This window comes from Priestia abyssalis (genome assembly GCF_002019595.1).
GTDB classification, from domain to species: Bacteria; Bacillota; Bacilli; order Bacillales; family Bacillaceae_H; genus Bacillus_BA; species Bacillus_BA abyssalis.
The window spans coordinates 1,904,407-1,917,865 of the sequence record NZ_KV917369.1; the positions used below are offsets into that span (position 1 = coordinate 1,904,407).

General features: G+C 40.7%; 11 protein-coding genes. 10 read left to right on the forward strand and 1 reads right to left on the reverse strand.

The window, feature by feature from the left end:
- The first annotated feature begins 29 nt into the window (after positions 1-29).
- The 3 genes from BK575_RS08800 (at position 30) to BK575_RS08810 (ending at position 3,023) form a co-directional block, all read left to right on the forward strand.
- Positions 30-1,397, forward strand: coding sequence for an alanine/glycine:cation symporter family protein (locus tag BK575_RS08800; protein ID WP_078410048.1), 1,368 nt, complete (start codon positions 30-32; stop codon positions 1,395-1,397).
- 228 nt (positions 1,398-1,625) lie between these two features.
- On the forward strand, positions 1,626-2,579 hold the full coding sequence (locus tag BK575_RS08805) for a sugar ABC transporter substrate-binding protein (protein ID WP_078410049.1): 954 nt from the start codon (positions 1,626-1,628) through the stop codon (positions 2,577-2,579).
- Between the two features lie 174 nt (positions 2,580-2,753).
- Complete coding sequence (locus BK575_RS08810; protein ID WP_078410050.1) at positions 2,754-3,023, forward strand: DUF1292 domain-containing protein; 270 nt, start codon at positions 2,754-2,756, stop codon at positions 3,021-3,023.
- 166 nt (positions 3,024-3,189) lie between these two features.
- Here the strand turns inward: BK575_RS08810 and BK575_RS29310 are convergent, their stop codons facing one another.
- Positions 3,190-3,315 carry a hypothetical protein gene (locus tag BK575_RS29310; RefSeq protein ID WP_268877709.1) on the reverse strand — a complete coding sequence of 42 codons (126 nt, stop codon included), beginning with the start codon at positions 3,313-3,315 and terminating at the stop codon, positions 3,190-3,192.
- Positions 3,316-4,036: 721 nt separating this feature from the next.
- On the opposite strand from BK575_RS29310, the gene BK575_RS08815 reads away from it, so the two are divergent.
- The 7 genes from BK575_RS08815 (at position 4,037) to BK575_RS08845 (ending at position 13,087) form a co-directional block, all read left to right on the forward strand.
- On the forward strand, positions 4,037-4,996 hold the full coding sequence (locus BK575_RS08815; RefSeq protein ID WP_078410051.1) for an aldolase catalytic domain-containing protein: 960 nt from the start codon (positions 4,037-4,039) through the stop codon (positions 4,994-4,996).
- A gap of 473 nt (positions 4,997-5,469) precedes the next feature.
- Positions 5,470-6,240, forward strand: a complete 771-nt coding sequence (gene bioW / locus BK575_RS08820; RefSeq protein WP_078410052.1) for a 6-carboxyhexanoate--CoA ligase — start codon at positions 5,470-5,472, stop codon at positions 6,238-6,240.
- Positions 6,237-7,409 (forward strand): 8-amino-7-oxononanoate synthase, encoded by a 1,173-nt coding sequence (gene bioF / locus BK575_RS08825; protein WP_078410053.1) that lies wholly within the window; start codon positions 6,237-6,239, stop codon positions 7,407-7,409. Before bioW ends, bioF begins: the two co-directional genes overlap by 4 nt.
- Before the next feature lie 68 nt (positions 7,410-7,477).
- The gene (locus tag BK575_RS08830; RefSeq protein ID WP_078410054.1) at positions 7,478-8,686 is read left to right on the forward strand and encodes a cytochrome P450; all 1,209 of its coding nucleotides are present in this window, start codon (positions 7,478-7,480) and stop codon (positions 8,684-8,686) included.
- A 257-nt stretch (positions 8,687-8,943) separates the two neighbouring features.
- Complete coding sequence (gene hprK, locus BK575_RS08835) at positions 8,944-9,879, forward strand: HPr(Ser) kinase/phosphatase (RefSeq protein ID WP_139368130.1); 936 nt, start codon at positions 8,944-8,946, stop codon at positions 9,877-9,879.
- Between the two features lie 421 nt (positions 9,880-10,300).
- Positions 10,301-11,011, forward strand: coding sequence for a hypothetical protein (locus BK575_RS08840; RefSeq protein ID WP_078410056.1), 711 nt, complete (start codon positions 10,301-10,303; stop codon positions 11,009-11,011).
- A gap of 648 nt (positions 11,012-11,659) precedes the next feature.
- Positions 11,660-13,087: a sigma-54 interaction domain-containing protein gene (locus tag BK575_RS08845; RefSeq protein WP_235867344.1), complete on the forward strand. Its 1,428-nt coding sequence runs from the start codon at positions 11,660-11,662 to the stop codon at positions 13,085-13,087.
- The last annotated feature ends 372 nt before the right edge of the window (positions 13,088-13,459 follow it).

Below are 13,459 nucleotides of genomic sequence, written 5' to 3' on the forward strand. Positions count from 1 at the left end.
TTTTTATTTTTTTGTAAGGGAGAATGGAGATGGAGACAGTAAGTAAAGTATTAGAAGTAATCAATCATTATGTATGGGGGCTGCCTACACTAATCCTTCTTGTAGGAACAGGAATCCTCCTTACGGCTCGCCTTAGAGGCTTGCAATTTGCTAAACTATCATATGCCCTTAAGCTGGCATTTGGGAAATCAGAAGAGAGTTCCGCAGATGGGGATATCAGCCACTTTCAGTCATTGATGACCGCCCTGGCGGCCACGATTGGAATGGGGAACATAGCTGGGGTTGCCACGGCAGTGACCATCGGGGGACCCGGCGCATTATTTTGGATGTGGATCGTCGCGTTTTTTGGAATGGCAACCAAATATTCAGAGGCCATTCTTGCGGTAAAATACCGAGTTGTTGGTGCCAATGGAGAATACTCCGGCGGACCGATGTATTATTTGGAAAATGGTTTAAAGAAAAAGTGGCTCGCTGTCATGTTTGCCGTATTTGGTATAGCGGCTTCTTTTGGAATTGGAAATATGGTACAGTCTAATTCGGTCGCTGAGGCCATGCGAATCAACTTTTCCGTATCTCCAATCGTCAGCGGTGTGTTGATGGCTGTATTTAGTGCGGCTGTCATTTTAGGAGGAGTTAAAAAAATCGGGAAAGTCACCGGCTTTTTTGTTCCGGTGAAAGCCGTCTTTTATATCATAGCTGGACTCATTATTATCTTTTATCATATTGATCAAGTTCCAGCGGCATTTTCGCTTATTTTTTCAGGAGCATTCAGCGGTACGGCGGCAGCCGGAGGCTTTGTTGGCTCGACGGTGGCAACTGCGATTCAAATTGGTATAGCGCGAGGTGTGTTCAGCAATGAAGCTGGATTGGGAAGTGCGCCGATTGCAGCCGCAGCGGCAAAAACCGATTCTCCGGCGAAGCAAGCACTCGTATCGATGACAGGAACATTCATTGATACAATTGTCGTATGTACCATTACCGGCCTTGTGCTAATCACAACAGGAGCGTGGCAGTCTGGCAAAACGGGTGTCGAAGCGACAACAATCGCTTTTCAATCTGTTTTTGGCAGCACAGGCAGCATCATTCTCGCGATTGCGATTATTTTCTTTGCCTACTCAACGATTCTTGGCTGGTCCTATTATGGAGAAAAATGTGTGGAGTACCTATTCGGCCAGAATGCGGTGCGATACTACCGCTGTATTTTTGTTGGAATGGTTGCGGTCGGTGCCAATTTAAAACTTGGATTGGTTTGGACGTTTTCCGACATCGCAAACGGTCTGATGGCCATTCCGAACTTAATCGGCCTGATTGGATTAAGCGGTGTGGTTGTCGCAGAAACAAACCGCTTCCTGCAAGCAAAAAAATCAACGGATTCTAACGAAAAAATCGCGAGTTAGCTAAATAAAAAAGGCTGTAGAGTGCTTATGATTCGACTCTGCAGCCTGTTTTTATTTTATCTCTTAAAAATAAAAACAATCGTTTGCGCAATTTTTGGTATAATGAAAAAATATAAAAAAAGGAACGATCCGCAGCCAGTATGATTGGGGATTCTATAAGATATCCTGGTTGGCTTATATGTGATCCTTTTTATTTTGATATTTACATAGAAACGGGAGAGAGATTGAATGTTGAAGACAAGCTTACTAGCTGTTCTTATACTTTTTGCTTTTTCTGCCACCTTACTTGGCATTATATCTAAACCATTTGCAGGCAAACAACCAAGGGTAGTCGTTGTATTAAAAGAACTAAATACACAGTATTGGGAAATTGTTAAGGCAGGAGCAGAAGAGGGATTCCGAGACTTTGGGATAGACGGGGAAGTAGTTGGCACCTCTTCCGAATCAGAAGAAGACGCCCAGGTCCATATATTAAAAAACATTCTTAAGGAACCCCCTGATGTATTGGTTGTCTCTCCAGTTGAATCGCCGGCTGTCATGTCCATATTAGAAGAGTTCGCCAAAAATAAGATTTCCGTATTGTTGATAGATACAGATATTCCGTTGGAAAGTAAAACGTCTTATATTGGTACAGATAATTTTGATTTAGGCAAAAAAGCAGGGGCGCTATTGGCTTCGCAGCTGCAGCCGGGAGATGAAGTGGCCCTTATTACCGGGGATGTAAGCAGCCCCATTTCAGGTGAACGGATAAAAGGGGCTAAATTTAGTTTGGAAGCCGCAGGAATCAAAATTGCGGCAGAAAAAGCATCATTGCCGAATAAACCCTCGCCTGTTAGAAAAGCGATGACATCCATTTTGCAGCATCATCCTCATATTAAAGGGGTATTTGCCACTACTGATATTATGGCTTTAAGTGCACTAGAAGCTATTGAGAGGCAGGGACATAAAATGCCGGTCATAGGAGCAGATGGGATTATCAAAATGGTGGAGTCCATTGAACAGGGAACGTTGAAGGATACTGTAGCACAGAATCCTTACGATATGGGATATGTAAGTGTTGAAGCTGCATCGAAGGTGATGAAGGGAAAGGAAGTTGAAAAAAACATCGATACGGGAGTAGACATTATCACTAAAGATAATGCGAAGTTAAAGCTTGCTTTTTTAGAAAAGTTGTTGTGGTAAAGATAAAAACGTAACCGGTCACCTTTGATTCTGGTCAAACAAACTAGAATGCTCCATGAAAGCTCAAAAATATTTTGTTTTTGACGCATGAATCTGTTTCTCTTAGGGAAGATATGTTAGTAGATTGACCATTTGAACATTTTGTTTTCAGACATATGAGAGGAGAAAGATGACATGGAAAAACTTGAAGTAGGCGAAATCTTTACGATTACCGATGAGAATGAACAGGAACAGGAAGTGGAAGTGTTAGGAACGGTCAATATTGAAGGAACAGAATATGCCGCTGTCGGTTTTGTAGAAGATCTTCAACAAGGGGGCGAAGAAGATATCGATGTCTTCTTTTTGAAAATCGATCATGAGGGTGACCTGGCATTCATCGAGAGTGATGAAGAATTCGAAAAAGTATCCAATGCCTTTGATGAAATGATGGATGAGGAAGAGTGATTATAGTAGGTGATCGATAGGCATACCTTATTAGGTGTTGTTTATGTGCAGATACGGGGCAGTCGCACGCTGAGTTAAAGTATTTAACATGACGGGGACTGGCCCGTTTTTTCTTTATCCCGCATCGTGCGGGCCTGAATTATTTGGTTTTTAACGTGCGCTGTTGCTACTTTTTTAAATCTTTTTTCGTGATTTCACTTCGAATACCTGTTTCTTTAGAAAACTCTGCATCATTTTTTAAGTTGTTTGGATATTTGTTTTTGCGTTCACGGTTATCATTTTTATTTGTCATGGAAAGTTCTCCTTTCAGTAAGATACACAATATTTTGTACAAGTAGGAGAGATTTATAACCCGATCTTCATGATAAAATACAAAACCCTTGAGCAAATTATGAATAAAGAAGGCTAAAAACAAAAAAAGCTGTGTCAATTGAAGATATGGTCTGCTGCAGTGGTTGCTATTAATTGAGCTACCCACCACTTAATTTTCTAACGAAAATTTGAAGTGGGGGATTCCTGCGAACACCAGTGTATCCACCAGTTATGGAGCAGGCTCTACCCGTAGTCCCTACGGTGAACACTTTTTAGCATCTTGTACGTTGAACTCACCGCACGTTCTACTCTGCTTGGTTTTCGTTACTTCGATACGTGCGGGGCGACTGAACGTTGAAGATTTTACGTGACAGACGTTTTACCTGTCACAACCTTATATCTTCAGTTTTCAAAGAACAACCTGTACAGGAAGATTATACCATGAGAACAAGTGTTTCGCTACGCAAAAAGGCGATTCATCTCCCCCTTATTTTTGGGCTGCGCCCTGCACAAAATGGAAGTAGGAGTCTTCTCGCCTAAAATGATAAAGCCAATATTTGAAAATAGATTGACACCTTCAAATGAATCGTGATATAACCATAATAATACATTTTAATACATAAAAGCATAAAAGTGAAAAAGCATCAAAGACGAAAAATAAAATTGCTAAAAAGCAGTATAAACGGGAGGACGTTACTATCATGGCACATCACAGCAAAATTTTAGACTGTACCATTCGTGATGGAGGTTTGGTCAACAATTGGGATTTCAGCGTGGAATTTGTTCAAGACTTATATAATGGCTTAAGCGAAGCCGGTGTTGAATATATGGAAATTGGCTACAAAAATTCTCCTAAGCTTCTAAAAGCGACTGAACCCAATCCATGGAGATTTCTTGATGATAACTTCCTGAAAGAAATTATCCCCGAGAAAAAGTTCACGAAGCTTTCTGCCTTAGTAGATATTGGGCGTGTAGATCCAAATGACATTTTGCCGCGTGAGCAAAGTGTGTTAGATATGATTCGGGTGGCGTGCTACATCCGCGAAGTGGATAAAGGCTTGGAGCTTGTCCAAATGTTCCATGATTTAGGATATGAGACTTCACTTAATATTATGGCGTTGTCCAGTGTACCTGAAAGCCAGCTTATTGAGGCATTTGAAATGGTGAAGAAAAGTCCTGTAGATGTTGTCTATATCGTTGACTCCTTTGGAAGCCTGGATCCTGTGGACATTGAGCATCAAGTGAAAAGGTTCCAAGCGATGATTCCAAACAAACAGCTTGGAATCCATACGCATAACAATATGCAGCTGGCTTTCGCCAATACATTAACAGCGATGCGAAATGGGGTTACGTTCCTAGACTCATCTGTTTATGGCATGGGTCGTGCAGCCGGTAACTGTCACACAGAGCTTCTCGTCAGCTACATCCAAAAGGCAAGCTATGAGATTAAGCCAGTTCTTGGTGTCATTGAAAAGCACATGCTGGAAATGCGTCAAAAGTGGGAGTGGGGCTATATCATTCCTTACATGATTTCAGGTACATTGAACGAACATCCGCGTGTCGCCATGGCTTACCGTGACAGCGACGATCGCGATAAATTCGTAGATTTTTATGACAAAGTAACATCACCTGAAGCTAATTTGGCTCCAGCAACGAAATAGATCGAATGACGAAAGGTACCTCTATGGATAGGGGTACTTTTTTGTTTTTTCTAGGCATTGTTTTGCTTTTCCGACATTCCCTATTTTTAAATAGCAGCGGGCAAGCAAAGTGAAGTTTGCATGTAAGGTCAGTAAGGTTTTGCAGGAAATAAAATATTGACAAAGCAAATAAGAAAATTTAATATTTTAAATGTTAACTGATATTTTATTATGGTTAACATTTAAAAAGGAAACAGTTTAATCTTTAGTTTAAATGATTCATTTAAATGCTTATGAGTATATACATTTCACTTACTTTCTTTGTACAAAATTCCAACCCAGTAGAAAACGATGACTAGGATGGCAGAGGTGAAAAATATTTACAAAGGAAACTTCCATCAGTGGGGGTCTTACTGTCCGTTAATGCGGGATAAATATCACTACTGCTTTTCCGCTGACAAGAATATTGGAAAAATGGAAGGATGATAGAAATCTTGTGTGAGGAAAAGTTTTATAGTGTCAGAATGAGAGCAGCACAGAATGGGCCTCACGAAAAAGGTGGAAAGCATATATCTGGCGGGGAACAACTTTCAACATATGACAATTTGAAAAATGCTGTAAATGTCCTGCTGGAAAAAGCGTTAGCTCATTCAAGAGGTAACCCGGATTTTATGCAAATTCAGTTTGAAATGATTGATAAACCAATAAAAAAATTGAGGCCATTACCGATTGGGACAAATGAAGTGGAATCTGTAGAAGAAGGGCAAGCAGTTGCTCGGAATCTTTTAGAGAAAGCAGGAGTCCCAATGGAAATCATTGAAAAGGCATACGAAAAAATAGCGGAATATTCAGAATTGAGAGGGGCGATTTTGTTTGATATTCGTTCCGGTTTACGAATCGATGGCCAAAATGAAAAAGGTATTCGAGTTTCGAGGATGGACTGGTTGACCACGAATTTTGAAAAATGGGCTGACCATTACGAAATGCCCCGAAGCCAAAGAGTGAAGGAGGCGCTTGTACTTGCAACAAAGGTGAGTGCGCATCCCGCTACTGTCGCAGAGTTATGCTGGTCGGATGATCCTGAATATGTAACAGGTTATGTTGCCAGTAAAAAGCAGGGCTATCAGCGAATTACGAAGCTAAAAGAATATGGGGATGAGCTCGGCTGCCGAATCTTCTTTGTGGATGGTTTAAGCGATCTTCATTCATACATAGATTACCTGGAAAAACAGCCAATATTCGTTCAATGGGGTGATAATTGTTGATGCTTGATGAATGGTTAAGCCAGAGAATAGAAAAAACAAAAGAGGCAGGTTTGTACCGGCAGTTTCGTACCATGAATACGGCTCCTCTTCCTGAGATGTTGGTTGATGGGCAGAGCCAAATCGTTTTTTCATCCAATAATTACTTAGGGCTTGCGAATGATCGGCGCTTAATTTATGCAGCAGAAGCCATCCTGCACGAATTTGGAGTAGGAAGCAGCGGGTCGAGGTTAACGACGGGCCATACTGATTGGCATCAAAAGCTTGAAGAAAAAATCGCTCGTTTTAAGCAAACGGAGGCATCTCTCTTGTTTTCCAGCGGATTTTTAGCAAATGTCGGTGTGATCTCTTCCTTACCTGAAAAAGGAGATGTGATCTTAAGCGACCAATTAAACCATGCAAGCATTATCGATGGGTGCCGGCTTTCAAAAGCGGATACGGTTGTTTATAACCATATCGATATGAATGATCTTGAAGGCAAATTGAAAGAAACTGTCTCATATAAACGGCGGTTTATTGTAACAGACGGAGTTTTTAGTATGGATGGGACGATTGCTCCTCTTGATCGGATCATTCAAATTGCGAAACAGTACGGTGCTTACGTGATTGTGGATGATGCACACGCAACAGGAGTTTTAGGAGAAAATGGCAAGGGGACAAGTGAATATTTCGGTGTCTGTCCCGATGTTGTCATTGGAACCTTAAGTAAAGCGGTTGGGACGGAAGGCGGTTTTGTTGCGGGTTCAAAGGTGCTGATTGACTTTCTGCTCAACAATGCGAGAACCTTTATTTTCCAAACAGCCATGCCGCCGTCAATCTGTGCTGCTTCACATGCCGCATTGGAAGTCATTGAAGAAAGTAATGAAAAACGACAGCTGCTATTTGCCAATGTAAAAAAAATAAAAAATAGTTTAGAAGAAATGGGCTTTATTGTGAAGGGAGATCTAACCCCGATTATTCCCGTAATCATCGGAGATTCCCAAGATGCTGTGATGTTTGCGGAAAAGCTTCGGGAAAATGGAATATACGCACCTGCGATCCGTCCGCCAACCGTACCAAATGGAGAGAGCCGTATCCGGCTAACCGTCACCTCTGCCCATGCTTCAAAAGAAATAGACTACTTGCTAGAATGCTTTCATTCTATCGGAAAAGAGTTAAACATGATTGGATGAATGTTTTTTTGTAAATGGATAGAGTTTGCAGACTAAAAAGAGTGTGATTGTATGACAAGGGGGCTAACATGAAAACGAATGTAAATCAAACTATACCACTTTCATTTACTACTTCGGAGTTTTTTCAAAATCCTTATCCTTTTTATGATAAGCTTCGATCCATACACCCTATCTATTGGGGAAATCTGTTGAAATATCCAGGATGGTACGTGACAGGTTATAAAGAAGCGATAATGATTCTTAAAGATACTCGATTCAAAAATCGTATCCCGCTGCCCCAGACTTCCAAAAAATATGAGCAGCTAAAAAATATCCAAAATGATATGATGCTTTTTAAAAATCAACCTGACCATAAGCGGTTACGTTTTCTTGTTAGTAACGTATTCACACCTAGAATGGTGGAACGTCTTCGCCCTTACATACAAGAAACGGTAAACGATTTACTGCAACAAGTCCAAAGTAAGAAATCAATGGATGTCATTTCCGATTTTGCCTTTCCTTTAGCGAGTCTCATTATCGCGAAAATATTAGGAGTCCCCGGGGAAGAACGGCAACAATTTAGAGAATGGACGGTAAGTTTAATCCAAACCATTGATTTTACTCGTTCAAGAAAGGCCTTAGACAATGGAAATGCCATTACAGTCACCTTGCGTGATTATTTTAAGCAGTTGGTGGAAAAACGGAAACAATGCCCTGAAGAGGATCTTATCAGCCTGCTAATAAAAGAGGAGCAGCAAGGGGATAGACTAACAGACGAGGAATTACTTGCAACATGTATATTACTTGTTATTGCCGGTCATGAGACAACGGTTAACCTCATCAGCAATTCGATTTTTACCTTATTGAAACATCCTCATCAGATGATGGAGCTAAAAGAAAACCCATCGCTTATTGAAAATGCCGTAGAAGAGTTTTTGCGTTATGAGAGTCCGACACAAATGACTGCTCGCGTTGCATCAGAGGATATCGAAATTGACCAAACAACGATCAAAAAGGGCGATCAAGTCTATATTCTGTTGGGGGCTGCAAATCGAGATCCGAATCAATTTGCTTGTGCCCATTTGCTTGATATCACTAGAAATCCGAATCCTCATCTTGCATTTGGATATGGCACGCACTTTTGTTTAGGCGCTCCGTTGGCACGTTTAGAAGCACAAATTGCGATTCAAACTTTTCTGCAACAGATAGACAATCCCCAACCAGCATCTTTTGATCTTCCATGGCGAAAGCTGATGGGGTTTAGAACATTAAACGAACTGTCAATTACGTTTGATTAGGATATAGAGATTGTATTTTTAGAATTGTAAATAGGTACAACTAATGAAAGCGGATGTAAACGATGCATCCGCTCTTTTTATTTTCTGGGTCCGAGAAACTTTTGTTGAGGAAGTGTTTGTTCATTTTTATGTATGGAGCATAAAATGAGCAGGATGATAAAAGATGAATTTAACGAAAGTACATAAAAAAGATGACGATTTTATGATTTTTCAGTATAATTCAAATTTAGAAGGCTATTAGGGCGGTGAGGATGAAAGTGAAAAAAATAACAGTTGAAAACTTGGTTCAAAAGTTTTCATTGAAAGTATTGGCTGGGGAAGATCAGCTGCAGAAAACGATTACACAACCACGGGTGCATCGTCCAGGTTTGGAATTTGTCGGTCATTTTGATTTTTTCCCGACAGAACGAGTTCAAATTTTAGGGAAAAAAGAAATTAACTATTTACATAAGTTGAGCAAAGAGGAACGGAAAATCCGGATCGGGAATATTGTCCATTATCACCCGCCGTGTTTTATCGTGACAGCTGGTGATGAGGACCTTACATATTTAACCCATCATTGTATAGAAGAGAAAATACCCTTATTGATCACAAATAAACCTGAGACGACGTCAGAATTCATTCCCAAATTGGATGCGTATATGGTAAAGGAATTGGCACCGGAAATTGCCGTGCATGGAGTTTGTGTGAATGTATTTGGCATTGGTATTTTGCTTCGCGGTAATTCAGGAGTAGGAAAAAGCGAGACGGCGCACACGTTAATTGGCCGGGGACACCGGCTGGTAGCAGATGATATCGTCGTCCTAAAGAAGCTTAGTCCGCAAACACTTCTCGGTACTCATGATCAGAAAACTAAGGAATTTTTGGCTCTTCGCAGTATCGGGTTGTTGAATGTGGTCCGCTTATACGGACGAAAGGCTTTTCAAGAGGAAACACGAATTGCGCTCGATATCAATTTGACGAAATGGCAGAAAGATGCCTTGAATAACGAATTGGAACATGAACCTCAGTATACGGAATATATGGGCGTTAAAATCCCTTCCATTGAAATCCAACTCGTTCCTGGACGCGATGTGGCAGGCTTAATTGAAGCTGCCGCAAATAACTGGTATTTGAGGCAGCAAGGATACAGCGCTGCAGAGGAGTTCATGAGCAGGCTTGAGGCCGATTTCTCTGATTCTAAAGAGGAATAACTCGTCAGAAAAAAGGAATTTTTCCAAAATAATATTGTCTTTTCGTGTCGAATAATGTAATATAAAAATGAATTCGGGTTTTCTTCAGTTATTCGAAGCTCGTTTAAGATACATATTTACTTTCCTAAGGAGGGGTGTCGCATGTTGGTGCGATGCCTCTTTTTTTTTAGTGTCGCATACTCTACAATTTAATTTTTTAGCTTTTAATCCTTCATTCGTCACGTCGTTAGTTTTTGTTCTTTACCTTAGGAGGGGGGTCCGGTGTCTTGCTATGAAAGAAGTATCAGTCGAATTGTACAAGATAGTGGCGATAAAATCTCTGTGCCGAAAAGTAGGAGATCACATTCTTTTGTGGAATTTGTACAAAACAGGTAAAAGATGTAAATGTTACTTGTAAGTTTCCAGAAAGGTAGTGGGTAGTATGGAAGTTCTGACGGTAACACCAGAGAAACATCATACTTACATCTTTGTTAGCTTTCCTGGAGTGAAACTGAACGTATCAGACAAATTCCGAAAAGGAGGAGGACAACCGCTAGCTTTATGTGTGCAGCTAGATGAAAACGAGGAGATGCACGACGTTTACTTTGTACCTGAGAAGTCCATTTCGCCATTCGATTTTTCTTCTGACGAAAATGGCAGCAAAGCGTTATATCGAGTCTTTCAAGCTGAGCGAATCAAAAAAGGAAATGGCAAGCAACCCCTGCAATCTTTTTCCATCACAGATGAAGTAGTCATCCTTCAAAGAAAATCGAAGAAAGGAATCGAATTTGTCTTAGTGATCAAAGAAAAAGAAATCGCTGCTCTAGGAGAACGAAGAAAGGAAGGGTCATCTCTCCAAGACACCGTGAAGCAAGAGTTTGTCTTGTTTCATGTTCGCCCTGCTAAAGAAAAAGGACGGAAACTATTCCAACAGGAGGGAAATAGTAAAAGAGTCCCTCAAAAAGGAATCTCACGAGGTGAAAAAGGAGGATTTGCTTTTCGATTTGAAGAGGAATTTGGAATCAAGACGTTAAACAAACTACAATATGGCGGTTCGAGAACATCTGGATTTCAAAGTTTTGCCGCATTACGATTCCTAGGTCCAGGTGATCAATTCTTTCCGCTTCCAAGAGCAGAACCATTGAATCTTTAGCAGTGGAATGCAGATAATTAAATAAGGTAGATTGTGGTATTCTTCCATGAGAGGAAGATGTGTCGAGTTATGAAGTGGAATGTATATAGATATTCAAATTAAAAGGGAGGTGCAAAGCAAGTTCGAGTACCAGGAGAATGTAAGGTCGTTATTCAATCTTCTACATAAAAGAGATATAGGGGAAGGGGAGGATTTTAGATAGAAAAGATTGCAACTTTTGTTGTAATTTTTTTTTGTTTTTTTGATGAACCCCGCCCGCACACTCGTGACTTCAGTCGTGAGTAGTTCAAAAAAGGACTGAAGGCTTATAGAAAGAAAAATGGTTACAGCATAGTCGAAAGTATGAACCCAAACATGTAATAAAATCTATTGTCCAAACAGGGACCTGTCATAAAGACAGGCTTTTTCTTTTAGTTTCTTTAAACCGTATCGGGTTCACTGGGGAGTAAAGCCCTATCACCATTCACTCGTCCGTAAAAAGTTATGTGATGAGTTTTAGAAAGACTATGACCAACTCTTTTGCTTAAAAGCGGTTTTATCACCTTCAAAAGTAATCCAATATTCTGTATATTTATGGGGTAAGGGATAAATACATACGAGAACAGTAAAAACATGGTGCTGATCATAAAAGCAGAAAGGGTGGACAAAATGATGGCTGAATTATCAGAGACATATTCAACGGATTTTCCTTTAGAAGAACAGATAGAGTGGTGGAAGGCGATTGTTTCTTCCATCCATGACGGTGTTCTGGTGATCGACCATCAGGGAATTGTTCGGTTCATTAACCCCGAGTATACACAGATTACAGGCGTAACTCCCGATATCATTGGAAAGAGGCTGAAGGATTATCGCCCGGGTGCCCAATTGCCGGAGACCTTAATAGATCGAAAGTTTAGAGTGGGTGTTTACCGAAAAACGAGTAATCGGGAATATATCGTAGACATGGCTCCCATCATTGTCAATGAAAAAGTCATCGGAGCTGTATCGGTCTGCAAGAGCATGACTGAAGTACATAAGCTATCACAGGAGTTAAAGAAAAAAGGGGAGAAATTAGAGCAGCTTCAGAAAAAGATGAACTCTCTCTATCAAGCGAAATATACGTTTAAGCAAATCATCGGAAGAAATGGTGGATTAAAAGAAGCGGTCTATGTGGCAGAAAGGGTAGCCGAATCGGATTTGCCCATTCTCATCACGGGAGAAAGCGGCACGGGAAAGGAACTGTTTGCTCAAGCGATCCATAATGAAAGCGGCCGAAAAAACAAACCCTTTATCCCTGTCAATTGTGCGGCTATCCCCTCTTCTCTATTGGAGAGTGAACTATTCGGCCACGGAGATGGAGCGTTCACGAATGCGAAAAAGGGCGGAAAAGTCGGCTTGTTTGAGATTGCAAACAACGGAACGCTTTTCCTTGATGAAATCGGGGACATGTCTTACGATCTTCAGGCGAAGCTGTTAAGGGTATTGCAAGAAAGAAAGATACGCAGAGTCGGTGAAACAATCGAGAGGAGCATTAATGTGCGGATTATTGCTGCCACACATCGTGATTTACAGCAGCTCGTCAACAAGAATCGATTTCGCGAAGACTTGCTTTACCGGCTGAATGTCATACGTCTCCAAATTCCGTCGCTTCGGGAGCGAAAGGAAGATATCCCTGACCTTGTCGATTCGCTGCTTCACTCAGCTGCTATGAATATATTGCTTGATCACTCTTCAAATGTCTATACGGTTGACAGGCAAACCTTGAAGTTTTTGCAGGCATACAAATGGCCCGGAAATGTCCGGGAATTAAAAAATGTCATTGATTATGCATCCTGCATGGCGGAAGGAACTGAAATTCACATTGAACATTTGCCCGAGCTCTTACGAAATAAACAAATTCAGTTGATGGATGCTGCTGAAAGTCCCTCCGATCAAACTTTGCAAGAAGCGATGGAAGAAGCGGAACGTACATTTATCCAAAATACGTTAAAACGATTCGGGACAGACATTGAAGGAAAGAAAAAAGCGGCAAAGGCGTTAGGAATATCGCTTGCTACGTTATATAACAAAATTAAACGTTATAGAATCGATTTCTAAATTTTTAGAAATCGATTCATTTCATTTCTAAAAACTTAGAAACACAGGAAATGTACTGCAACAATAGGCTTCATAAGTGAAATGGTGGAATCTGCTATTCTAAAAAGTTAGAAATAGAGAAGAAGCAATAGCGAGAAAAAAGGGCGCATCTTTTGATAGCGCTTTCTTTTTTATTTTTTGAAAATCCTTGAGAAATCAAGGTTTTAGAAGGAAATCTTGAATGAATTAGGCCTGGAAAAAGGAATGATGACTTTTTTGGCATGGGTCTTGCAACTAATAAAGGGTGTAGAGGTCATGATGGGGAGAAAAAGGAGGGAACATGCGCATCAGGAAAGATAATGGGTTACACAGAGGGGTAATGAACAAAGGGAT